This window comes from Haloplanus sp. GDY1, assembly GCF_023703775.1.
GTDB classification, from domain to species: Archaea; Halobacteriota; Halobacteria; order Halobacteriales; family Haloferacaceae; genus Haloplanus; species Haloplanus halophilus.
Genome location: NZ_CP098515.1, coordinates 58,896 through 81,322, shown reverse-complemented (window position 1 = coordinate 81,322; position 22,427 = coordinate 58,896). Strand labels below are relative to the sequence as shown.

The 22,427-nt window shown below is 60.0% G+C and carries 19 protein-coding genes and 3 pseudogenes; 4 read left to right on the top strand and 18 right to left on the bottom strand.

Features of this window, described 5'->3' with window-relative positions; genetic code table 11:
• Window positions 1–63 precede the first annotated feature (63 nt).
• Window positions 64–1,032, bottom strand: a complete 969-nt coding sequence (locus NBT67_RS16465; RefSeq protein WP_425498931.1) for a DUF7351 domain-containing protein — start codon at window positions 1,030–1,032, stop codon at window positions 64–66.
• Between the two features lie 249 nt (window positions 1,033–1,281).
• Between NBT67_RS16465 and NBT67_RS16460 the strand changes: the two genes are divergently transcribed.
• Window positions 1,282–2,913, top strand: a complete 1,632-nt coding sequence (locus NBT67_RS16460; protein ID WP_251344404.1) for a COG1361 S-layer family protein — start codon at window positions 1,282–1,284, stop codon at window positions 2,911–2,913.
• 54 nt (window positions 2,914–2,967) lie between these two features.
• Window positions 2,968–5,298, top strand: coding sequence for an efflux RND transporter permease subunit (locus tag NBT67_RS16455; RefSeq protein ID WP_251344523.1), 2,331 nt, complete (start codon window positions 2,968–2,970; stop codon window positions 5,296–5,298).
• A gap of 135 nt (window positions 5,299–5,433) precedes the next feature.
• Here NBT67_RS16455 and NBT67_RS16450 read toward each other — a convergent pair whose 3' ends face one another.
• From NBT67_RS16450 to NBT67_RS18110, 3 genes and pseudogenes are all read right to left on the bottom strand, one after another.
• Window positions 5,434–5,646 (bottom strand): DUF8129 domain-containing protein, encoded by a 213-nt coding sequence (locus tag NBT67_RS16450; protein ID WP_251344522.1) that lies wholly within the window; start codon window positions 5,644–5,646, stop codon window positions 5,434–5,436.
• A gap of 64 nt (window positions 5,647–5,710) precedes the next feature.
• A pseudogene (locus NBT67_RS16445) lies at window positions 5,711–5,893 on the bottom strand (hypothetical protein); the annotation flags it as partial.
• A gap of 147 nt (window positions 5,894–6,040) precedes the next feature.
• Window positions 6,041–6,208, bottom strand: a pseudogene (locus tag NBT67_RS18110) (DUF6166 domain-containing protein); the annotation flags it as partial.
• Between the two features lie 716 nt (window positions 6,209–6,924).
• On the opposite strand from NBT67_RS18110, the gene NBT67_RS16440 reads away from it, so the two are divergent.
• Entirely contained in the window at window positions 6,925–8,289 is a 1,365-nt protein-coding gene (locus NBT67_RS16440; protein ID WP_251344521.1) for a restriction endonuclease, read from the top strand.
• Between the two features lie 293 nt (window positions 8,290–8,582).
• Window positions 8,583–8,960 (top strand): DUF7522 family protein, encoded by a 378-nt coding sequence (locus NBT67_RS16435; protein ID WP_251344520.1) that lies wholly within the window; start codon window positions 8,583–8,585, stop codon window positions 8,958–8,960.
• A gap of 143 nt (window positions 8,961–9,103) precedes the next feature.
• On the opposite strand, the gene NBT67_RS16430 is transcribed toward NBT67_RS16435, so the two are convergent.
• From NBT67_RS16430 to NBT67_RS16365, 14 genes and pseudogenes are all read right to left on the bottom strand, one after another.
• Window positions 9,104–9,406, bottom strand: coding sequence for a hypothetical protein (locus NBT67_RS16430; RefSeq protein ID WP_251344519.1), 303 nt, complete (start codon window positions 9,404–9,406; stop codon window positions 9,104–9,106).
• 551 nt (window positions 9,407–9,957) lie between these two features.
• A complete protein-coding gene (locus NBT67_RS16425) occupies window positions 9,958–10,560 on the bottom strand; it encodes a sensor histidine kinase (RefSeq protein ID WP_251344518.1) in 603 nt (200 codons plus the stop codon).
• A 102-nt stretch (window positions 10,561–10,662) separates the two neighbouring features.
• Window positions 10,663–10,899 (bottom strand): annotated as a pseudogene (locus NBT67_RS16420) (PAS domain-containing protein); the annotation flags it as partial.
• 406 nt (window positions 10,900–11,305) lie between these two features.
• The gene (locus NBT67_RS16415; RefSeq protein ID WP_251344517.1) at window positions 11,306–11,875 is read right to left on the bottom strand and encodes a hypothetical protein; all 570 of its coding nucleotides are present in this window, start codon (window positions 11,873–11,875) and stop codon (window positions 11,306–11,308) included.
• Window positions 11,872–12,237, bottom strand: coding sequence for a ribbon-helix-helix domain-containing protein (locus NBT67_RS16410; protein ID WP_251344516.1), 366 nt, complete (start codon window positions 12,235–12,237; stop codon window positions 11,872–11,874). Before NBT67_RS16410 ends, NBT67_RS16415 begins: the two co-directional genes overlap by 4 nt.
• 98 nt (window positions 12,238–12,335) lie before the next feature.
• The gene (locus tag NBT67_RS16405) at window positions 12,336–12,665 is read right to left on the bottom strand and encodes a DUF8158 family protein (protein ID WP_251344515.1); all 330 of its coding nucleotides are present in this window, start codon (window positions 12,663–12,665) and stop codon (window positions 12,336–12,338) included.
• Window positions 12,666–12,671: 6 nt separating this feature from the next.
• The gene (locus tag NBT67_RS16400; protein WP_251344514.1) at window positions 12,672–12,908 is read right to left on the bottom strand and encodes a DUF8105 family protein; all 237 of its coding nucleotides are present in this window, start codon (window positions 12,906–12,908) and stop codon (window positions 12,672–12,674) included.
• 135 nt (window positions 12,909–13,043) lie between these two features.
• Window positions 13,044–14,339 (bottom strand): hypothetical protein, encoded by a 1,296-nt coding sequence (locus tag NBT67_RS16395; RefSeq protein WP_251344513.1) that lies wholly within the window; start codon window positions 14,337–14,339, stop codon window positions 13,044–13,046.
• Window positions 14,336–14,962, bottom strand: coding sequence for a hypothetical protein (locus NBT67_RS16390; protein WP_251344512.1), 627 nt, complete (start codon window positions 14,960–14,962; stop codon window positions 14,336–14,338). Before NBT67_RS16390 ends, NBT67_RS16395 begins: the two co-directional genes overlap by 4 nt.
• 111 nt (window positions 14,963–15,073) lie before the next feature.
• On the bottom strand, window positions 15,074–15,508 hold the full coding sequence (locus tag NBT67_RS16385) for a toxin-antitoxin system TumE family protein (protein WP_251344511.1): 435 nt from the start codon (window positions 15,506–15,508) through the stop codon (window positions 15,074–15,076).
• Between the two features lie 8 nt (window positions 15,509–15,516).
• Window positions 15,517–16,050 carry a DUF7342 family protein gene (locus NBT67_RS16380; RefSeq protein WP_251344510.1) on the bottom strand — a complete coding sequence of 178 codons (534 nt, stop codon included), beginning with the start codon at window positions 16,048–16,050 and terminating at the stop codon, window positions 15,517–15,519.
• 96 nt (window positions 16,051–16,146) lie between these two features.
• Window positions 16,147–17,733, bottom strand: a complete 1,587-nt coding sequence (locus tag NBT67_RS16375; RefSeq protein ID WP_251344509.1) for an ATP-binding protein — start codon at window positions 17,731–17,733, stop codon at window positions 16,147–16,149.
• A 246-nt stretch (window positions 17,734–17,979) separates the two neighbouring features.
• Entirely contained in the window at window positions 17,980–19,953 is a 1,974-nt protein-coding gene (locus NBT67_RS16370; RefSeq protein WP_251344508.1) for a TrbL/VirB6 family protein, read from the bottom strand.
• 84 nt (window positions 19,954–20,037) lie between these two features.
• Complete coding sequence (locus NBT67_RS16365) at window positions 20,038–22,413, bottom strand: VirB4 family type IV secretion system protein (RefSeq protein WP_251344507.1); 2,376 nt, start codon at window positions 22,411–22,413, stop codon at window positions 20,038–20,040.
• Window positions 22,414–22,427 lie beyond the last annotated feature (14 nt).

Sequence of the window (22,427 nt, the reverse complement as noted above, 5' to 3'; positions counted from 1 at the left end):
ATCCATACCGTATGCTGGAATCCAGATTACAGATGGGGGAGTCAACCTAACGCACTTCGCTTTTTAATACGAGAGGTGTTCTTGTCTCGCCGTTTCGACCACCGAGAGGGTATCGTCCAGCACGACCTGCAATTCGTCCCCAGCGCAGGGGATATTGACCCGTAGGCGGAGAGGGTCCTCAGATAATACTGTCGTATATTCATCACTCACACACCATTCAAAGTGCCAGAACGGTTCTGTACTCAGATCGATCCCACGCTTGGAATGGAACGAGAGTACCTCAGCGTTGTCGAGGAGGTTCACACCGACACCCGACTGAAGATCGTATCCACATCGCTGGCACACATGCTCGACGATTACGTCGAAGTTGTCGTTCTCCTCCGGTTCATAGACCGGTTCTGTTTTTACAGGGCCTGTGCATTCGGGACAGACTCCATCAGCAGCCATGCAGTAATGATGACGGACATAGTGATGGAATGCTTGCAGTAACTCCTCAGGCGTCCGATCATCGATCCCGCCTGGTGGGAACGGATACCTCACGAGAACAGCCGAACAATCGACACAGGCTATCGTGAGAACCTCGTCGACATACCAGCCGTGCAAGTCCCCATCGCAGGCGTGGCACGTTCCGTCGACCGGGAATGAGTCGAGTTGAGTGCGGTCTGTGAGTGTCCCAGCAAAAATCGAACTCACCACTTTTCGACCGGGATGCCGGAATTCGTAGCCGTCTTCCGTTTGTCTTATAAAATGTCCAGTGAGCTTCTGCAGATGATAGTTAAAATTGGCACTATCCTCCATATCGACCCGTTCGAACAGTTCCGTGAATCCAACTGGCGCATCGTCGGCATTCGCATCCAACATCGCCTGCAAAATATCGATACGCGTATCGTTTCCAAGTAGAGAAAATGCTTCTGCCGGAAGAATTCCTTCGTTGGTGTACTCCCTGCCAAGATGCCCCCGTTCTGAGGTGAACTGCGAATCTTGCTCGTCGACATCTGGTTCGGAGTCCACCTCGTGACTCGACCCGCCCATACCTCAGTATCGCGCTGGCTTCCGGGTAAGTCTATTGGTGGGTGTTCAAACTGGCCCTCCTGAGTGGCCCTACAATCGAGAATTCAGGAGAGAGGCGCAATTCTCTGTGGATACGATGAACCGTTTGACCCAATCGACACTCACCTCAGTTCACTCCAAACTGACGTCGAGCACGAAGTGAAAGGTCCATGACTGTATTCTGGTACAGAGAAATCTTTTCTCACTCTTTGGCTATGATTGATTCACGAAATGAGACAGATTACGGTTGTTGGAATCGTTGCTCTCCTGCTGCTCGCACCGGTCGTTCCGGTGACAGCGTCGAGCGTCGTCACCGGAAACCCCGAGTTGAGTTACAGTGTCGGCGACGATACGTTTCGGGCGAACGAAGAGGCGACGTTGACAGTCGTCGCCTCAAACGACGGTGACATCGACGATGGCGGAATTGGGCGCTTTGAGGATCAAGTGCAGACGGCACGGAGTGTCCAGATGGATATTCAAGAGGGACAGATAGACGCACCGATCGACGTGAAGTCGGGAACAGTGACAACTGGGAGTATTGGTCCCGGCGGCACCGCACAGTTCAGCTTCAACCTCGAAATTGGAGACGCCGAGCCGGGAACGTACACTATCCCGGTAGAGGTCACGTACCGCCACGCGCGGGCTATCATCTTCGACGAAACTCCCTCGGGCCCCGCCGAAATCGAGTACACGTGGCTGGATGAGGAACAGACGGTCGACCTGACGATCCGGATTGAGGAGCGTTCGGAATTCGATATCGTCTCCGAAGGGACAAATCAGCTATTCGCAGGCGATACGGGATCGCTCGCGTTCACGATCAAGAACACTGGCTCCCAGACGGCGCGGAACGCGTCGGTTCAGCTGTCATCGGCCGCCTCAGGGGTTTTCTTCGGCAATCCGACGAATCCTGCGAGAGATACGGGCGTATTCGTCCGGTCGCTCGATCCTGGTGAAACGCGACGAGTGTCCGTACAAGTCGGCGCCACGGACGACGTGTCGCCGGGTGAGTACCCCGTCAACGCCGTCGTCTCGTACCGCGACGAGAACGACATCGGCCAGCGCTCGGACACGCTGACGACGGGCGTGATGGTCCGTCCCGAGCGCACGTTCTCGATGGCGGACCTCTCGACCTCGAACTTCCGGGTCGACGAGAACGAGGCGACTATTTCGGGGGAGATAACCAATACAGGACCAGCCCCCGCCCGAAACGTCGTCGTCAGGTTGCGCGACCACGGAACGGTGACTCCCACGAACGGCGAGTCAGCGGTCGGGACGCTCGACCCTGGTGAGTCGGCCGACGTTTCCTTTACCACTGCCATCGCTAGCGACGCCGAACCGGGATCGAACTCCTTTACCTTCGATGTAGAGTACGAGAACGCCGACGGCGACGTCCTGACGGCATCGAATCCGATCCGGAAACGTGCGGAGATTGCTCCCGAGCGCGACCGGTTCGAGGTGTCGAATGTCTCGACGACGGTGACTCCGGGCGGGACGGCCCAACTCAGCGCCGAGGTGCGTTACATCGGTGACGACCCCATCTCGGCGGTCAATGCCCGTCTGTTCACCAGCGATCCGCTGTCGACCTCCGATGACGGTGCCTTCCTCGGACGGATGGAACCGGGCGAGACGACGACCGCAACCTTCCGCATCAGCGCGACCAGCGACGCGCTCCCGAAGCAGTACGCGTCGTCGATAGAGGTGCGGTACGACGAGGCCGACGGTGACACGGAGTTCACCGACGGCATGTCCATCGGGGTCTCGGTGAACGAACCTTCTGGCGGTCAACCAGTCCCACCAGCAGCCGTCGGCGGCGTACTCGTTCTCATCGTGATCGGCCTCGTCGTCTGGTACCGTCGGCGATGAACGAGCCCGCAAGCCCTACGACGGCCCACTATGGACGCAACGGGGTGAGTTAGTATGGGGACTCTCGGCGACGGCTTCGCCGCAATTGGCGAAAAGATTCAGGCTCATCCGGTTCTCGCCCTGTTGTTCGCGGTCATACTGCTGTTTGCCGCCTTTAACGGAGCCGCCCAGATCACGAGCGTCACCGGTAACGAGGCGTTTACTACCGAAGATCCGACGCTGAATGCGTTTGACGACGCGTTCGATCGCGGCGCGATCGTCGTCCTCATGAGGGGAGAGGCGACCGATCCTGCAGCGATTCGCGCCACCGCTCGGTTCGACAGCCGGATGTCCGCCGTCGATGACGTCGCCTATGTATCGAGTCCGGCAGATCGAATCCGGTCGGAGTACGGCTACATCCCGGACTCCCAAGAGAAAATCGAGCGGGTGCTCGGCCAGCAAGACCGGCTGTTGATACAGGTCATCTTCGAGCCGGGTCTCTCGCAGGCGGAGGAAGCCCCAATTTACGACGAGTCGCTGGCCGCAGAGGAGTGGGCACGCTTCCCTGCAGGCGTCGATGTCATCGTCACGGGATCGGCGGCGTTCTCCGTGCAACTCTCCGCGCTCATCCAGCAGAGCACGAACCAGTTACTCGGTCTTGCGGTCGGGCTGATGATCGTCGCGCTCTTCTTCCTGTTCCGTGGGGTTCGCCTGCGACTCTTGCCCATCGTTGCCGTTTTCGTCGGGGTCCTCTACACCTTCGGGGCCATCGGCTATGCCGGCGTCCCCAATTCGACGCTCACCAGTGCGACCTTCCCCATTCTGATCGGCCTCGGTATCGACTACTCCGTACAGTTCCACGAACGATACGAGGAGGAGTTAGAGGCGCATCCTCCTCGTGAGGCGCTACCGCAAGCGCTAGCAGGTATCGGGCCGCCGGTGTTCATCGCGATGCTCGCCGCCGCACTTGGGTTCGGTGCGACATGGATATCGTCACTAAACTCCCCAGCCTTCGTCTGGTTCGCCCAGACGTCCATCTTCGGGGTGTTGCTTACTTTCCTTACGGGTCTCATCATCCTGCTCCCGATCCTGACGCTGTACGCTCGTTTCCGTCGGCGTGGACTGGGACAACTCGGCTCTCGTGAGGTCACCGATGAAGGCCGGGAACCCGTGTCGGAAGAGAGCGATTCCGACAATAGCGAAGGGAGCGACACGGCTGAAGCTCCTACCGACCCGACTGATTCGGAACGGGTCGGCACGTTCGGTCGGCTTCTCGGTCGAACCTCGCGAACGCTCGCTGCCAACCCCGGCATCGTCCTACTGACCGCTCTGCTGTTGATGGGTGCCGGATTTCAGGCGGGACAGAGCCTCGATACGATGGCGGACACCGAGGAGTTCTTCCCACAAGACCTCCCGGCGTACGTCGATCTTCAGCAGTTCCGCTCTGCAACTGGCGGAGGGACTGCCGTCCAGTACGACGTACTCGTCCAAGGAAGCGACCTCAGGCACCCGGACGTGTTACGCTGGATGCAACGGTTCGAACGAGTTGCGGTCGACGCGCCGCTGATTCAGGGCGTTGACTCCCCCGCGACGCTCGTTGCGACACACAACGGGGGCGAGATACCCGAAACGAGGGGTGGTGTCGAGCGCGTCTTGGCCGACGTTCCCGACCGGGAGCGCGCCCAGTACTACAACGATGGCTACGCGCACATCACGGTGATCGCAGCGGAAGATATGACGACGGGGCAGACGCTCTCGTTCATATCGAACGTGAGAGAGACCATCGAATTCAGCAACCCACCGCCGAGTGTCGACGCGAGGCTCACCGGGACGGCGGCGATCACACCGCCACTAATCGTTGGCCAGATCGAGAGCCGGAACGTGACGACGGGCCTGGGCGTCCTGTTCGTCTTCAGCCTCCTGTTGGCGTACTACCGGAACCTCGTGAAGGCGATTGCTCCCCTGATTCCGATGCTGTTCGTCATCGGGTGGCAGAACCTCTACATGGCAGGGTTGAACATCGCCGTCTCACCGCTCGGAGCCTCGCTCGGTGCCATGAGCGTCGGCATCGGTGCCGAGTACACCATCATCGTGATGGAGCGCTACTACGAGGAGAAAGCGAGACCAGGTGCGAGCAAACTCGACGCGGTCGAGACGGCAGCGACCCGCGTCGGGAAGGCAATCTCCGTCTCGGGAATGACGACCGTCTTCGGCTTCTCGGCGCTGACGCTCTCGCCGTTCCCGATCCTCGGGGACTTCGGCTACCTCACCGTCGGCGTCATCTTCCTGACGCTGGTGGCGGCGCTGGCGACGCTCCCGCCGACACTCATCCTCCTCGACACGGCGGCAGAGCGACTTCCCTCGCTTCGACGGCGGTCACGTGACGATGACGCGTCGGCGGGGTAGTCGTATTTGGATTGCTGAGTCGGTGAGGCGGCATGAAACCATAGCAGTTTCACCGGTCCCCGAAAAAACGGGATACTCTCAACGTTAACCAACACCAGGTGTTGGCTAACTCCGATTGTTGGTTAATATCGATCGCTACTTCTCGTCCTCACGCAACTCTTCAGCCTTCCACTGGAGCCGACGCAGAATCTGCGTCCGATTCTGGTGTGCGTTCTCGTAGGCAACACACTCCTGGAGTGTCTCCATATCGGGGATCGTTGCGATCCCGGCCTTGATCAGTCGATGATTGGGCGCTTCGAGGCGTTTCTCAGGCGGGAACTCGTCGTCAGTATCCGTAGACTGAGCCATCTCTGTTGGCCTCCACCCCTCGAGGGCGAGAGAAACAACCGCCGACTACAGCCTCGTCGCGGCGTCAGGCCATCGCGTCCTGGAACCGCTCACGAAGCGCGTCCTCACGCTCCTCGAACTGGTCGACCTTCTCCTGTAGATCGTCGCTGACGCGCTCGATGCTCGCGAGCGCCCGCTCGCCGGCGAGCGACGCCTGCGACCCGTCGTCGCCGTCCGCTTCCAGTTCCTCCTCGTAGGCTCGCTCGACCGAGAAGGTCATCTCGTCGAAATCGACCGTTGTGATGTCGACGTCCTCCGGTGAGGGCGTCTCATCAGCGATGTCGATGTCCCGCGACCAGGTATCGGCCGAAATGTCGCTGGTCGGGAGTCGCCACTCGTCGCCCTCGAGTTCTTCACGCAGGTACTGCGCGAACTCCTTGTAGTGATCGAGCGCGATATTCTTCGTCGCTGAATCGGCCAACAGCGCGATGGCGAGCTGATCGATGCGGGCCTCGTCGGCCTCCGATCCCCAGTCGAACCCACCAGGGGCGCGGCGTAGGACGTGGAGGTGCTTGTCCAACACGTCGCCATCGGGCGTGTACACCAACTGTCCACCCCATACAGCGTTCGCCGCGGTATGCTCGGCCGGCGGTCATCGGAACTCACCCTCCCAATGGTCCAAGCCTCGTGGTCGCGTCGGGGGCTGGCTGGGCCGGGAATCCGACGGTCGGCGGGCGGTGTCCGGACTGCGTCCGGCTTGCCGAGTGCTCGCACCCGCGGTCCCGGTTGGTCGGGACCCCACGTACATCGGCTTTCGCGTTTGACTTCGCTCCGTGACGACCTCCCGATGGAGCAGCGTACAGAGCTCCATGACGCTCTCGGCGAGCGCGAATGCCGCTGCTCGCGACTGGAGGTCGTGCTGGCTGAAGAGGATCGTCCCATCGGCTCGATCGACCCGGACCAGCCAGTCCGAGGAGTGCTGGACGTGACAAAGGACGGATTTCGAGAAGTCGTAGGCGAACACGAAATGGTCGTCGTCTGTTCGGCGATGCAACCACCAGTTGTCGGGTGCGACCTCGCTGTTGCTCTCAGAACTCATCGGTGACCCGGGACGGTTGTACGTCTCGCACTCGACCGCTCGTCGACGACGAGGAGTAAGCCCATGGGTGACCCGGGATGGTTGTACGTCTCGCACCCCTCGCGGGACGTGAAACAACATCTGCGGTCGCCGCACCCGCTTCCGTCGCCGAGGTCGGCAACGTATTTGGTTCTAGCAAGATACAGTCCAATTATATTCGAATGGCTGTACTGGACGACCTCTCGGGGTTCGAGTTCGAGGATTTGATGGAAGACGTGTTCCGCAACCTCGGCTACGAGAACGTCCGGCAGGCCGAACGCACGGCCGATGAGGGGCGGGACGTCCTTATGGAGGAGGTCGTCGATGGGACGCGACGGGCGATCATCGTCGAGTGCAAGCACACGGGTACGGTCGGTCGGCCGGTCGTCCAGAAGCTGCACTCGGCCATCGCGACGTTCGACTTCGACGGCCCGAAGCGAGGGATGGTCACCACCACAGGTCGATTTACGAACCCTGCCGAGGAGTACGCTGACCGGCTCCAGCGGAACGACGATCCCTATCCCATCGAGCTGATCGACGGCGAGGACCTTCGGGAGATTGCCGACGAAATCGGTCTCGATCTCTACAACGGGCGCATCGAGATCCTCTGTGACGAGACGCTCCGACCGTACGATCCAGCAGCCGCTGTCGACGCGCCCGTTCAGGAGGCGTTCCGCGACATCGAACATATCGAGGCCGGCGATCTTCCGGCACCACACTCGCAGGTGACGTTTCGGCCGGTGGTCGCGATCACCGCCGACACGAACGCTGTCTTCGAGACGTCGGTGGGCGTCATCCACCGGATCAACGATCGCACACAATTCGTCGTCCACGCTGAACGCGGCCATCCACGGGTGGCCGACGACGACATCGCGACGCTGGTGACCGAGAACTTCCACGCGACGGTTGACCTCGACGCCGATCGATTCGAAGACGTGTTCGACGAGATTTCGGAGCGTCGGTTCGGCCAAACCCAAACGGAGTACAAGGAGTGGGCTGTCGACCGTCTTCGGGACTACCACACGACGACGGTAACCTACACTGGCGACAACAACGTCACGTACAACAAAACGTGTGAGCCGAATCTCTCGGACATCTCAGTGCAATCGATTGAACCGGTGTATCTTCCTGAGGTTCGCCATACGACCGAGATACAGGAGTACACCTACCCCTACGAATACTACGCGGCGGGACCATCGCGAGTGACGACCGAGGATGGAATTCATCGCTGCGTCCACTGCGAGACGAGCGGCGTCGACGAGACGTACACCTACTGTCCGAACTGTGGGGCGATTGCCTGTGGTAGCCACATCAAAACCGAACGGCTGGAAGAGGAGCCAGTCTGTACGGGCTGTGCGGTCACGGAGCGATTCGCGCTGAAGACGAAGTACTTCTACGACGAGGAGCATCTCGAGGCGTTCCGCGAGGAGTACGCCGCGATGCCGATTCACGAGAAAGCGATGGAGAACAAGCCGTTGGTTGGGGGTGCGTTCGTCGCGTCATTGTTGGTCATTATTGGATTACTTGTCATTGGGGGAGTCATCTAGAGTCCTGTGATGCCTTCTGCAATGTCCACTCAAATCTGTAGCCCGTATCTAGAACTGGAAACAAGAACAGGCGCTTTCAAAGATGCAACCGCGAGTTGATTACGTGGCGGTCGATATTGACAGCGTATCAGATGCTCGCCGAGACGACTGAGACCGATGGGTGTTGCCCTCCATGCAACTTCGATGGAGGGAGTCGGTGGCTCTGAGAAGAGTCACAGTCTCACACCGAGCCGGATTCCACACAAAACTGGAAAGCGGGCTATTAAAGACGCTTCCGTGGAGTTTGAGGCAGTATGTCACGGGTTGACGAAGTGTGGGATCACCTTGTTTCGCAGTACGGAGACGCACTCCGTGCCGTCACGAAATTTCGAAACGGGGAGTTCGAGACACGAATGCGAGATGATGTTCGGAATCTCTACACGGATCGCGAAGACCAGCGCGTCGTCGACGAGATCACACTCGGGCAGTTACATTCCCAGCGACTGGAGAACGAATTCAAATGTGGGCAGCTTACCGGCACGGTCCACATATTCGGCGAGGCGTTCGTCGCCGTGCAAACTGATCCGACCGCTCGAAAGACTGGCTATCTCGTCACATTTGACCGCAGGGGGGACGTGACGATAGCGGACCTAGATGACTGCTTCGAGTATCTCCGGACAGTGATTCTCTAACGTTTTCGTACAGTAAACCGACTCACTGGACTTAGTTCCTGTAAAGAAAGGATACTACGATGCGCGAGGCAACTGAGCGCCAACTAAGGTCAAAACTGCCGCAGGATGAACGTCCGAGAATTAGCTGAGAGTCGGACACAGATTCATTCTGAATCGATTTTATATCGCTCGTAATCGTCACCAGCGAAGTAACACATCTGCCCGATCCAGTAATTCCACTTCGTCCGTAGATCGGCATCACCTCCACGCACCTCTAATCTCGACAGAAGATATTCGACATCGAACAGTCCTGCATAGGTGTCTTCATCGATATCATCTTCTAGCTTTCCAGAATCCAGCAACCGACACATTTCCTCTGCAACTGCTTGTTGCACATGAGGGTCGGCATCTGGTTCTTTCTTTTCCAATTGGGTCTGAACAACTTGTTCGCACGTCTCCCGGTCCATCCTTGCAATCTGTTATTCGATTATGTTGGGGGTTGAAATCCTTTGCTGGCATAATCCGCCCACGAGAGGATTGAGCGACTAATCGAGGGCTGGCGGAAGATAGAATGTTTCCACTTCGCTTATTAAGCCCGAATAGTTGATTTGAATCCGGGTCGTCCATTCAGACCCAGAAGATAGGCACCTCTTCGCCTATCCCTTCAGACCTCCCTGGTGTGTTGTCCGACAGTATTCCCAAAGCTGGAAAGTGAGCTGTTCATACTGATCCGATAAAAGGGTGAATCAGGAATGGTTCCTTCGACTGACCTTCTACGGGGTGAGAGCTACCGGCCCCGTGTATTTGTGGCTTCCAGCGTGTACCTGAGGACAACCGAAGTTGGAGACCAGCATCCGAGAATCTGCCCAAAGTCGGTCAGTACAGACGACACGACGGGTATCAGAATCAAATCCCGACCACCCCCGAGCCGGCAGTGGCATTGACGCGAGGTGTCGCTGCTCCGTATTCAGTAGCCCCAAGAACAATCCGTTGTACCGACTTTGCCGTGTAGCGGTAGTTACTCTGCGAGTGGGAGCTGGACAACGAAGACAGCGCCTGTCGGTTCATTGTCTTCTACCCAGATCTCGCCACCGTATTCGGTGACAAGCGTATCAACAAGATCGAGCCCGATTCCAGTGCCGGGACTTCCGAGCCCCCGTTCCCCTTTACCGAAAACCGTATCTTTGTGATCGTCGAGGATCCTAGGCCCGTCGTCGGCGATTCGAACATCAACCGTGTCATCCCGTACTTCATACGAGACCTCGATATGAGGGGTGTCCGCGTCGTTGTGTTGGACAGCGTTGTTGAGGAGGGTCCGGAAGTCCGAACTGAGCATACTGTTGGCAGTTACCTCCACATCAGGCGGGGAGTTCTCCAGTATGCACTCTGCCTCCGGGAAGGATTCCTCGCGAAGCGATAGCTCGGTTTCGAGGACCGAACGCAGTGGCACCGGTTCCACGGTGAGCGCTTCATCCGAGACAACCGTTTCCACGTACTCACGCGCGACCTCGGTCAATTCAACGACGTGTTCCCCGCTGGCAAGGATCTTCCGCAGGTATTCACGGCCCTCATCGTCGACGTAGTCTTCGAGTATTCCTGCCCAGCCAAGTACGACCACCATATCGTTGCGGATATCGTGCCGAACGATCCGGTTCAATAGTTCAAGCTCTTGCTCACGGCGTCTTTGATCCGTGATGTCGGTGGAAATGCCGACGATCTCCGAGACATCTCCCGTCTCATTCCGGAGGATGACTTGCCGATTGAGCGTCCATCGGACCGAGCCATCCGGGCGAACAATGCGACCTTCATACTCCGTATCACGGAGTTCGCGGGTTGATTCCTCGATGTTTGCGCGAACACGCTCTCGGTCGTCGGGATGGATCGTCTCGATCAGTGTATTGATGTCGCCTTTGATTTCGTCGGACGGGAGACTCCAGATGTCTTCGAAGCCAGCACCGATGTAATCGAATTCACCGGGTTCGGACGCCGTCCAGAGTGCTACGCCGTCGAGTTCATCAACAGGGCCCGGAAATCACGACACTTACCAAGCTATCCATTGCTCATACCGCTTCCTGTCGCCCAAATCGTTTACATTCTGGTTAGCAACTCACAACTCCCCGAGCTCTCGTCAGCTAGTCGCGACGAGCGGAGCGGGCCGGTACGAACACACCTATCCAACCGGCCACGTCTCTCGGCCAGCCATCCACCGTCCTGGCGGACTCAGAAATGGCGAGGCCGTCTCGGCCGCCCCTGACCCCGCAAGCACCGCAGGGACGATAAGCGGAGTGCACGGGATGCCGAGCGGCCGAGGGTTTTCAGGAGTCGTCACCAGCGCTTGGTGCTCGGCGTCACCACTCAGAGGCCGGTTACGCGTCGAGATGCTGGAGTAATTGCGTGACGTAGGGACTATTCTCCCAACTACGATGCGGGCTGATCGTCGTAATCAGTGTGTTCGCTTCTTCCGTGGTCAGATGCCCATTCCGGGCGTAGTCCACGATCAGCCGCGGTGTCGGGACGATCCGTGGTCCCTGCAGCACGGCGTGGATGAGGGGGAAGTTCGTCCCGCCGAACTCGTCGGTGAGAAACCCGTCCACGGCGAGCGCATTCGCGAGGACGATACCATCGGTTTCGCCGTCGCCGAGGCCGAAGGTCGGCCGCGAGTCTGGCGTCTCGTCGCGATCGTATGGATCCTCGACAGTGTAGTGGTTGCGGGCTGCGAGGACGTTGTTCGCGGCTGCGCCGTGGATATCCTGATACTGCGTGATGTCGCGGAGCTCGGTCACGACTTCCGGTGGGACGAACACGTCACACGAGGTGAGGAGATACTGGCACGGGTCTGAGGTGTCGGTATCGACGGCCGCGTCGGCTCGGGGCACGGCGAGACTGACGAGTGCGCTGGTGTCGGCGACGACCGTTCGCAGTCGCTGGCCGCTCATCGATCGTCGTCAGCGGTGTCGATTGCCGTCGCGTCGCCATCGTAGACGTCGACATCCTCTGGGGAAGCGAGATCGAGTGGCTCGTCCTCGAGGTCCGCTTTGAGAAGCCGGAGCCGCTGGGCGGTCTCGGCGCCGACCAACTGCTTGACCGTCTCGAACTCGAGCTGGTCGTCGTAGTACTTGGTCGCGACGAGTTCTTGGAACGTCTCACTATCGGCGGTATCTTCGATGTACTCGCGAATTGCCTCGACAAGTAAATCCGTCCGATCCTTGTCGAAGAGCTCCGCGATCGCATCCAACCGGTCGACGAGGTACTCCGGCGACTGGAAGTGCACCCGTCGCGGATCGTCACTCGCACTCATTCTATGTGCAAGTTCTGCACATAGGTGCATAACGGTTTCGGCGACTGCACAGAGCTTGCATATCAGAGCACTTGGAACAGGACTCACTCACGCCAGTCTCAGCCGTCGTTCTGTGTGTTCAGTTCGTCGAGAAACCAACTGGCTGCTGTTCCGATCCGAACACCGTCGACGTTACGCAATTCGAGGTCATTCGTCGCGGTCCGGAACGGTTCGTTGTTGACGAGGACCCGATGGATGACTGTGCGAACGGGCTCGGTCCCGTAGATATCGATGGTGGTCGCCATCACCGTATCGAAATGCGCATCGTCGTGATCGTCTCGCGGATTCTGTGCCCGTTCCACCACGAGATCGACCACATCATCGACTGATGCGTGGTCGGGATTCCCGGTTCGCTCACGAATATCATAGAGGGGTTCAGACGCAGGCATTGCGAGTCATTCCGTGGCGTCGTCGTCCGTATCAGTCATCGCCGGGTCGGTTCCTCGTTGCTGGCGGATCGCAGCTAAGGTCTCCTCGAGCGTTTCCACGTTGTCGATTGTCGAGAGTTCGTCGGTAATCTCGTCGACGAGCGCAGCTCGCTCAATGGCGCCTGCGTCGCGGAGCGATGTCGAAAGCGGCCGCTCCGGTCCAACCCCGATGGTGACAGAGGATCCGAATGCGGGGCAGTCCATAGTCGTCCCGAGGGGCGCCTGACTGTTGAAGATAGTGGAGCGATGAGACCGCTGCACACAGTAACCGGATAGTGTCGAGTGCAGGGGTATCTGGTGGCAACTGAGAACGGGAGACGACAGCCTTAGTGTTACTCTTCAAGAAACAAGCGCGTCCTCGACTCGTCGAACGATGGCAGGCGCGGCGGCCGCGAAGCGGTTCGCAACGGCGTACTGCGCGTAGAGGTAGCGTCCGGGCGAAGAGACGGTGTTCTCGCGGATCTCTCTATCGGCGTTTCGAATCGGATTGCGAGCGTAGACGGCGAGACGGCGTGCAAGAAGCGCAGGTGCTGTGTCGAGAAGGGCGCGGAGCCCCTCCACGGCGGCGGTACGTTCCGCCTCGATCGGATCGACTGACTCGGGAACACTGTATGCACCATCCGAGACGACCGCTCTCGCGTCTGCGAGGGCACGATCCGCGGCGAGTGCCCGCATCACGGAGACGATGGCGATTGTGTAACGGCCGTCGTCGTAGTCCTCGACGGCCATTTTCGCGCCACTCCATCGGCTACGCGCGAGTTCTTCGAGCAGTTTCGCGGCTGCGGTGTTCTCGATATCGCGTTCGAACCCGCTCGTCAGCGCCTTGCGGTCAGGGGCGTCCACGTGCGAATCGATATCCGCGACGAGGTCGTCCGCGACGCGCGAGAAACGATTTCCGTAGTCGCGCGGGTCGTCGAGCGTCGACACGTAGTACTCTCGAAGACGGCGGGCGTCCACGGCGTACGCGCGGCCCCACTCGATGTCTTGTGCGAGTTCGGCGACGTGCATGACGGTGTTCTCGTACTCGTAGCGTCGGTTCGTCTCGGTGAGTCGGATGCCGGTACGACCCCACCCCACGATGCGAGCGTGTTCAGTGAGTGCGCCTACTGGGTCGTCGGACGGGCCGACGTATCGGTAGTCGTCGAGGAACGCCTCGGCGTCGCGATGATCCCGGTCGCGACGCGCAGCGACATCCGCCGCCGTGAGGTCGCCGTCGAACGCAGCGAGACCGGCGTGGACGAACATCGCCTCCGACCGCGGATACGTCAGACCGGCGAGTGCATCGATGCGCGTGGATTCACCGTCGTTCTGGGCGAGGGCGGCGCGTGCAGACTCGCTCTCGCTGGCGAGTCGATGGCGGACGACTCCGTTCGGAACCGCTGCGATCTCCGTATCCGTGTCGTCGAGAAGCGAACGGACACGCTCGCGGGCCGTGGTGAGGTGCGCTGACGTTGGCTCGACGGGTACTGCGGCGGGCACTCGCGGTAGATTACTGGGGAGTGTCGCGAGCGCCGAGTCGTCGTACTCGACGGTCTCCTCACTCGACAGGAGATTCAGCGCACTACAGCCCGCGAGCGTGCCCATGACTGCAGTGCCGGTGGCGGCGAGCAGCGAGCGACGGGTGGGTCGACTCACGCCGACTCACTCCCGTTGCGGTAGCGTTCGGGAATCGGATCGCAGCTACCGCCACTCCCGGGGGAGAAGCCGCCGTACTCGCTGCCGGGGAAGGGGAGACGAACGAACGCGGCGACGTGGTCGCGGGCACGGCGCTCGCAGGCGGTGTGGGCGTCGCGGATCACCTGACAGAAGTCGACGTCCGGGTCGCCATCGGGGTCTCTGGTGACGTAATTCAGCTTCAGCCGGTAGCACTCGCCGATGCGCGTCTGGTAGACGAGTACGGATTCGCTCCCGTACGCCGTCTCCGAGACGAGTCGGCGGACGGCTGCGACGTTCGTCGCGTCGTCAACGAACTCGAACCCCGCAGCACCGCTTTCGCTCTCGATCGTGTGAATGGATAGCGGTTCGGGCGTCGCCGACGTTTCCGCTGCATTCCCCGCGTCACCGCTATCCTCGCGTGGCGCGACGATGGGTTGGCGCTCGCCGGTTGAGCGTGTCATCGCAGCGGTATAGTCGGTGACGAGCGTCCCGCCGTCGGGTGTTGCGCTGTCCGTGTCGGAGGCGTTACAGCCAGTGAGCGCGGTGACGGCACTGGTACCCACGCTGGCGAGGAGGGCACGTCTGGAGGGCGTGAGGGCCATCGCGATTCGACGATGGCTGCGGAGCGACAAGAATGTCGGCGGTCAGTTCTCGATGTCGAACGACGTGCTGGGTTTTGGTCTCGACCTTGGTGTCCGTCGCCCGGATCGTGGCTATTCACTCCAGAGAGTCGCGATCCGATCTTCGATCTCGTTGAGAACGAATGCCACTACGTCACGATGGTCGACCGGCCACGTGGTGTCCTCGCCGGGCGTCGCGGCTGTGGGTGGTGGGTGGAAGTGGTCGCGCGTATTGTGGGGATTCGGGTGCCGATCCCACCGGCACTCCCAGGCGTGGTCTGCGTGTTCCTCTCGATAGTGGAGCTTGAAATCGTCGTTCGTGTACCAGCGAACTGACAGCCGTGCGTCGTCGACGCTCGCCGGATAGTAGGCCGGTGCAAAGATGACAGTGAGCTCGAGGTGACCGCTTGTCTCCGTGATGATCGCTTGAGAGACTTGCCTCGTGGCCTGAAGCCGTGTCTGGATGAACTCGAGGATGGGGCGGTCGATGGGGGCGGGACTCCCACCATCGCCTGTCGGTGGTGCCATCGAGCGGACTACCCGGAGGCTTGCTCTCGCTCGCCACCCGTGCGTTGCTGGCGGGCGCGTTCGTGACGCTCGCGATCCTCGCGGGCGGTCGCCCAGTCAGCGAGGTCGCTGTACACCTCGTCGATGGTTCGCTCGTCGCTGCTCTCTGCGACGGCGACGGCATCGACTGCGGCCGGTGACGGGGCATCGTACGTTTCCTCGTACTCGGCAATTCGCGTCGTGAGTTCACGAACGCGGTCCTGTAGTTCCTCGATGGAGTGCTCGGTAGCGAGCTGATTGATCCGTCGCCACTCGAAGTACGCATCATTTCGCTCGTAGGTGGTTGGATGACCGTCGTGACGGGTGACGATCCCGAGGTCGTCGAACCAGCCCAGATACTTCCGAGCGGTCTTCGGATCGCAGTCGACCTGATCCGCGATGGCCCTCACTGTCGTCGGCTCACGGGTCTGGAGGATAGTTCCGTAGATGCGCTGTTCGACATCGTCGCCACTGAACGGCTCCTCGAAGGATGGCGGGTTATCGGGAGATTCTGTCCCGGCCATACCCATATTTGCAGAGCTACTGCTATAGTTCTTGCTTTCAAGAATAGTTTCCGTTACTCGGCGGTATCCGAGTCACACGTTCAGGCCTCCTCTGCGCTACCGGAGTCCGGCCGTCGGGTCATCGTCGAACGGGTCTTCGGGAACTGGGTCGAACTCATTCGAATCGTTCAGATCTCTATCAGTGATCGGCTCGATCTCGGTATCTGTCCCCTCCGTGGCAACCCCCACAGAGTGGAAATCCTCGATGGAGATTTTCCGTGCGTCCCGCCGTGCCGCTCGGCGCTTCGCATCTGTGACCAATTCCTCGATGTCGGCCCCACTGCAGCCGGCAGTGTGTTTCGCTAGCGTCGCCAGCTGGTCACCGGTGAGGTCGTGCGGTACGTCTGTAAGCTTCGCTTGGAGAATCGCATGTCGGCTCTCTTCCTCGGGCAGTCCGATCTCGATGTGCGACGCGAGCCGCCCCGGTCGGAGGATTGCTGGATCTATATCCTCGGGCCGATTGGTCGCGCCGACGACGATGGCCGTTCGATCCTCGGCGGTGAGATGGACGAGCAATTCGCTGGTGATTTTTCGATCCTCGGCGTGGGCGCCGCCGGCGCCGACATCCCGTCCGCCGAAGAGGTGTTCGGCCTCGTCGAGGAAGATGACGCAGGGACCGACAACGGCAGCCTCCTCGAATAAGTGGCGCACTCGCTGTGGCCCTTCGTTGATCCACTTGCTGGTCACATCCGCCGGCCCCAACTCGACGAAGGGAACGTTGAGTTCGCCGGCGAGCGCTCGGGCGAACAGCGTCTTGCCGGTCCCTGGCGGACCATGGAACAGGATTCCTCGTGAGGGCTCGATCCCGAAACGATCATACCGGTCGTCTCCGCGTGCCCTCGCCCGCGTTGGCTGGAGGACTTCCTCGGCGAGTCGCTCTTTGACGTCGTAGTAGCCCCCGATGTCGTCGAAGCCGACGTCCGAACGAGTCCAGTTGTACTCGTATTCTGACGGATTAGTTTTCGCCGCCACTGGTGAGGTTTCCGGGAACTTCGACTCATTCGCCATTTTCCCGGTACCAAGCGGATCTGCTTCTCTATCGATCGAATTGATTGAATTGTCTTCCTTTTCTTCCATCATTGTCCTAATTGCCTCAGAGTCAATCTTAGGACCGGGCAAATTGCGCTCAGAGAGGTAGTAGTATCCGTTCTCGCCCCGTGGATCGTAGAACGTTAGAGCGACGAACGATGCCGCGATGCCAACCCCGAGTGCTGCTTGAATTTGAGGATCGCTCGGACCGATTCCAGTGAGGAACTCCCGCTGTGGTATCGGTATCAATGACACGACTAACGCCGCCGCTTCAGCAAGCAGCAATAGCACCACGAACAGTTCGTATACCTGTGCGAATGGATACAGTCCGATTACGCCGACCGATCTGAAAACAGGGAGATTGAGCAGGCCCAAAATGAACATCGCTAGAATGCCTAATCCTACTCCGATGGCAGCAGTCGGTGGTAGATTGAGCCAGGGTGCAATTACCCACATGTGGACGAGCGCAAGCGTTGTCCACGCGAAGATGAAGAACAGCCGATAGAGGTCTCGCTTTCGATGCTCACGCTCCATGACTCGGTACGTCGCGTACTCCACTATCGCGAAGAATCCGAGGAAAGCGACCACTGAGAGCGCAGTATCGAGGAAACTCATCGAACCATCCGAAGAATATCCTCTGAAAGTTCGCGAGGGGGCGAGCGTGGCGGTTGGCACGGGCGAGCCGCGCTAGGGGAAGTGGTCATGCAAGCCGCACGGTGGTACAGCCATCGAGAACGGGCCCGACAGATGCGCTCGCGATGGTCTATGGTCGTTTCATGGTGGTGCTCAGATATAACGTCTCGCCCCTCTCTCTGAGTTGTCTCGAGCGCATTGTTCAGTACCGAAGCGTTGCGGGTTGACTCATACCATCTCGGAGGGTTCACCTATGTCGTCATCGTCCCACGGGGAGTCCGTAGCCTGTCCGGGACCGTCACGCTGCGTCGACCAGTCGATGTCTGCGTCATCCGACGATTCGTCCGACTGAGGATTGTTTCCGGGGCCAATGAGGTGTTTTCCGCCTCGTTTGCCAATCTGGTGTGCCGCGTAAGGACTCCGTGTCATCGCACCTGCGAAGACAATCCCACTGGCCTTTCCCGTCTGAACACCGGCTTTCCCGACTCGCTTGCCAGCTCGGCCGGTTGAGACAGCAACTTGAGCAGGGGCCTTCGCGGCGACTTGTGCGGTCCTGATCCGCTTCACGCTCCGGGCCGATTTCGAAGCGTTCTCTCTGAGCGATTGTGCTTGCTCGCTGAATTGCTGGGCTCTGTTGTTGATGTTCATCGTCGTCTCCTCACCCGCTGAGGTTTCGTAGGTTACCGTTCCGTCGGCAGCCGGAACTACTGTCGAGATCCCCTCTGCAGGTTGATCGGACCCGGTCAGGATACCGCGGTCGGCGGCCTCAGAAAGGTTAATCTCGCCGTTCTGGTACGCATCTGTAAGGAAATCTCTATTTGAGTCGGCTTCATCAACTGCGTCCAGATTCTCGGCGATCGCCTTTCGGTGGGCGTCAATGCTCCGAGTTCCGACTGCCTTCCTAGCTTCAGCCAGTCCGGTGTTCTTCGTTTTTGACCCCAGTCCTTTCGCTGTCGTTCTGGCTTGGCTGACTTGCGAGCGTGCAGCTTGGAGTCCTGGCATGCTTGCTACTTTCCCTCCCGTGTACTCTCTGGCTTTCGAGACTACACCAGACGCAGGGCTGACCTTGTCTTCAACCGGCGGTTCACGCGTACTGAGCGCGTCCGAGATACTGTTGCGCATCGTTCCGCCGACGCTCGAGTTGGCAGTTCCTGCTGAAGGGTCGGTCGCCGTCCCACCTGACGACCCGGTCCCAACAGAGCTGCCACTTCCGCCGCTCGACTCACTGCCCCCGCTTGCCCCATCAGCCGAGGACTTCGAGGCACTGCTCACGGCACCGGAGCCTGCACCGGCGCCGACAGCAACTGCCCCAACCCCCGTGGCGGCGATTGCGGCAGCTACGGTCGTCGTGAACGCGGCGTCGACGCCGAGGGGCTGGCCGGCCCAACCGATGGTCTTCCAGATCGTGACGAACAGAATGATCGGGAAGATCAGCGCGAGCGCCGAGGCCGTGTAGAACGAGGCAATATCACCCGAACTGGCTACGCCCCCAGCCGCAATCACATCGAACACCCGCATCACGAGCGCGATGATTGGGCCCACTAACAGGGCGTACACGCCCATCCGAAGCCACGTCGAGGCAAACCTGCTGATCGCCTTCATCGGTCCCCAGTTCGCATACCAGAGGACGGCGAAAAACGGCGCGCCTACCGCGACTGTGAGTACGATGAACTGCCGGAGGACGAGTAACACCGAGGAGAGAATGGTTGCAAAGAGCATCAACGGGACTGCCACCGCGAGCGCGACGAGTTGAATTCCCGTGCCGAGGGTCGCCCCCCAACTCCCGCCGAGATCGGCGTCGAAGGTGAGTTTGAACGCCGCTGGGGCGAGGGCATCCGTCACGCCATTCGACGCCTCGATCAGGAATCCAAACAGCGGCTTCGAGATAGCAATGAAGACGATAACGGCAACAATCCGGGTGACCATGTTCCACAGTGACGCCTCCTGATCCTCACTAAACGGCATCACGATGAGTCCCGCCGCAATAAGGATCGGGAGCAGGGCTATCGAGAGTTCGAACACACTGTCCCACGCGTCGACAAACTGGGCGTCGGTCAGGATACTCGGATTAATCGTGAGCAGTGGCTTCAACCCGAAATTGAACATCACGTTGATCGCCCCGACTAGGAGCGAGCGGAGGAATTCGATAATGGCCCGGACAATCGCATCCGGAAGCCAGCCAAGGTCCAAGAGGTCAGCCACGGCGCTCACCTTCCAGTATAGGCGACAGTGACGTCGACCAGGCACACGATGGGAGGAATCGGCTCTCGGTGAGCGGTGGCCGCATTACTGATCCTCCCCGCGGTCAGATCGACGGTCATCAGCAACTGCGCCGTTGCTCGCCCTGGTGGCATCACTCTCCAGCCCTCGGACATCGGCGCTGATGCCGTCTTCGTGGGATTCCTGCATCGCCATTTCGAGATCCATGTCCCGGTTCATCACGTGGGGGAGGTCGGTCAGTTCGAGGTCCGTCAGGAGAACGTCGTCCTCTGGGTTGTTGCCGTGGACGACACTATCTATCTCCGCCAGCCACTCCCGTGGATCAAGCGTATCGTCGAGGACGTGATGCTCGAACGGGCCGCTTCGCACCTCCAACCGACGGCGACCGTGGACGCTGGTCGCGAGCAGACACTCCGAGTAGTTCGAGTCCTGTCCGCGGGCGGCTGACTGGATGAACCGAATCTCGTCACTCGACAGCCCGTAGTACTGCTGGGTCTGTTCGGAGACCGATTCGGCGTAGAACAGGCACTTCACGTCACAGTTCTCGTAGACCTCGCGGCGTTCGTTCGTCCGGACGAATTCGTGGGAGGTCTGACTCATCAGCGTCAGGCCGGCCTCGTAGTGCCGAGCGTGACGGATGTATAGGTTGATGAGATCCCGCGCTGCCGGTCGACCCAGCAGGTAGTGGGCTTCGTCGAACGTGACGTCCACTTTGTAGGGGGAGCGCTTGGCTTCGAGGTAGGCCCACGAGAGCATGGCGTGGAGGATGAGTGGCATTTCGCCGGTGTCGGCGAACGAGCTCATATCCATCACGACCAGTCGCGAGGAGAGATCCAAATTCGTCTGGCCGTTCAGATTGTGATTGATACCGCCGGGTTTGAACGACTCGAACTTCGGCTGGAGATTCCGTGCCAGTTCCTGGTGGTGATTGGTCGGCGTGACGATCGTATCCGAGATCGAGATCCCGCTACTATCCGAGGACTCGCTTGTCGGCTGCTCACCGTCCTCCTCGACTTCAGTCACCCCGTAGGACTGGAACAGATCGAGTTCGACTTCGTCGATCACGTCCGCTTTACGTGCCGCCTCGAGCCCGCCGGCGGCGATCACGGTGACACCGCGAATCAGATCATCGAGCGTGGGTGACTCTCGAGCGTAGGTCTCGTACTCGCCGAGTATGATGCCCTTCGAGATGTAGGCGTAGTGGGCGGCCTGGATGAGTACGCCCTCCTCGCCGGCGGACATCCCATCGCGCTGGTCGAAGTGGGTGTGCAGCATCTCGATCACCGATCGGATGGTGAGTGCGTAGGTGTCGTCGCCGGTCTCCTGTTCGGCCGTCGCCGGCGGCGAGATGTCCATTGGATTGACGGTGTAATTCCCACCAAAGCGGATCACTTCGCCGCCGAGAGACTGTGCGAACCGCGGGTAGTCGTCGCCGGCGGGATCGAACAGGATACACTGGACGTTCGCATCCGCGAGCAGGCGCCGGTAGATCTCCAGCTTGCGGAAGTAGCTCTTCCCCGACCCCGTCTTTCCCGAGATGGCCATCGAGTGCCCGGAGAGGGCATACCGGTTCAGGATGACGGGGCGCTTGGTATCGTCGAAGCCTAAGAGCACGCCGTTCGGGTCGTAGATCGAGGGCTCGACGAGGTTGAAGAACGTCCCGAGTGCTTCGAGCTGGATCGGATGAGTGTTGTCGACCGGATCGGTCACCACCGGGACGATGGCGTCCATCGCGTCGAGTTGCTGGTGTTTCACCGGACTCAGCTCGACATCCTGCTCGGCGAGGATCGCCTCCACTCTGTCGAGCATCCCGTCTAGGTCGTCACGGGAGTCGGCGACCAGTTCGAGGTAGATCGCCACGTCGTACAGCTTGGTCGTGCCGCGGATGGTCCGCTGAAGTAGGCGTTCGAGGTCCTCGCGGTCGAGTTGGTCTTGATAGGTGTCGGTTCGGCCGCGTTTTTGCTTCAGCGCAAGCGAGGTAACCGCCTGCGTGTAGCGCTTCTGGAGTTGCCGGCGGACGTCCTTCGGTTCCCGTGGCCGGACGTGAAACGTCAGCCGGAGGTCGACGTCGGCGAGTGTGAGCGGCACGAGCCACCCGAGGCCCACCTTCCGTGGGAGCGAGGTGACGGTCAGGATCTGCGAGACGGTGTCGTCGCGGATCTGGAACTGCGGGTGATCCTCGACGAGCCGTGGGGCGACGATCCGCTTGTCGAGTTCGCCCCGCTCCTCGAGGGTCTCCATCGCGTTCGCGAGTCCGACCTCGTCGGCCTGCAACTGGTAGGCGGCCCACTCGATGTTCTCGGTTGTGGTCTCGCGGTCGAGGAGGTGCAGGTAGTCGATTGCGTGCTGGGTTTCCTCGCCGGATAGGTCGTCGATCGGGACGGACTCGACGCCGTCGTCAGGCCCGTCGAGACCGAGAGCGTGTTTGAGTCGCTGGATCATGGCTGAAGGGGAGT

Bases quoted from the DNA above. Each gene is read 5' to 3' on its own strand.
- NBT67_RS16465 (WP_425498931.1), bottom strand. From the start codon at position 1,032: ATGGGCGGGTCGAGTCACGAGGTGGACTCCGAACCAGATGTCGACGAG.
- NBT67_RS16460 (WP_251344404.1), top strand. From the start codon at position 1,282: ATGAGACAGATTACGGTTGTTGGAATCGTTGCTCTCCTGCTGCTCGCA.
- NBT67_RS16455 (WP_251344523.1), top strand. From the start codon at position 2,968: ATGGGGACTCTCGGCGACGGCTTCGCCGCAATTGGCGAAAAGATTCAG.
- NBT67_RS16450 (WP_251344522.1), bottom strand. From the start codon at position 5,646: ATGGCTCAGTCTACGGATACTGACGACGAGTTCCCGCCTGAGAAACGC.
- NBT67_RS16440 (WP_251344521.1), top strand. From the start codon at position 6,925: ATGGCTGTACTGGACGACCTCTCGGGGTTCGAGTTCGAGGATTTGATG.
- NBT67_RS16435 (WP_251344520.1), top strand. From the start codon at position 8,583: ATGTCACGGGTTGACGAAGTGTGGGATCACCTTGTTTCGCAGTACGGA.
- NBT67_RS16430 (WP_251344519.1), bottom strand. From the start codon at position 9,406: ATGGACCGGGAGACGTGCGAACAAGTTGTTCAGACCCAATTGGAAAAG.
- NBT67_RS16425 (WP_251344518.1), bottom strand. From the start codon at position 10,560: ATGGTGGTCGTACTTGGCTGGGCAGGAATACTCGAAGACTACGTCGAC.
- NBT67_RS16415 (WP_251344517.1), bottom strand. From the start codon at position 11,875: ATGAGCGGCCAGCGACTGCGAACGGTCGTCGCCGACACCAGCGCACTC.
- NBT67_RS16410 (WP_251344516.1), bottom strand. From the start codon at position 12,237: ATGAGTGCGAGTGACGATCCGCGACGGGTGCACTTCCAGTCGCCGGAG.
- NBT67_RS16405 (WP_251344515.1), bottom strand. From the start codon at position 12,665: ATGCCTGCGTCTGAACCCCTCTATGATATTCGTGAGCGAACCGGGAAT.
- NBT67_RS16400 (WP_251344514.1), bottom strand. From the start codon at position 12,908: ATGGACTGCCCCGCATTCGGATCCTCTGTCACCATCGGGGTTGGACCG.
- NBT67_RS16390 (WP_251344512.1), bottom strand. From the start codon at position 14,962: ATGGCCCTCACGCCCTCCAGACGTGCCCTCCTCGCCAGCGTGGGTACC.
- NBT67_RS16385 (WP_251344511.1), bottom strand. From the start codon at position 15,508: ATGGCACCACCGACAGGCGATGGTGGGAGTCCCGCCCCCATCGACCGC.
- NBT67_RS16380 (WP_251344510.1), bottom strand. From the start codon at position 16,050: ATGGCCGGGACAGAATCTCCCGATAACCCGCCATCCTTCGAGGAGCCG.
- NBT67_RS16375 (WP_251344509.1), bottom strand. From the start codon at position 17,733: ATGAGTTTCCTCGATACTGCGCTCTCAGTGGTCGCTTTCCTCGGATTC.
- NBT67_RS16365 (WP_251344507.1), bottom strand. From the start codon at position 22,413: ATGATCCAGCGACTCAAACACGCTCTCGGTCTCGACGGGCCTGACGAC.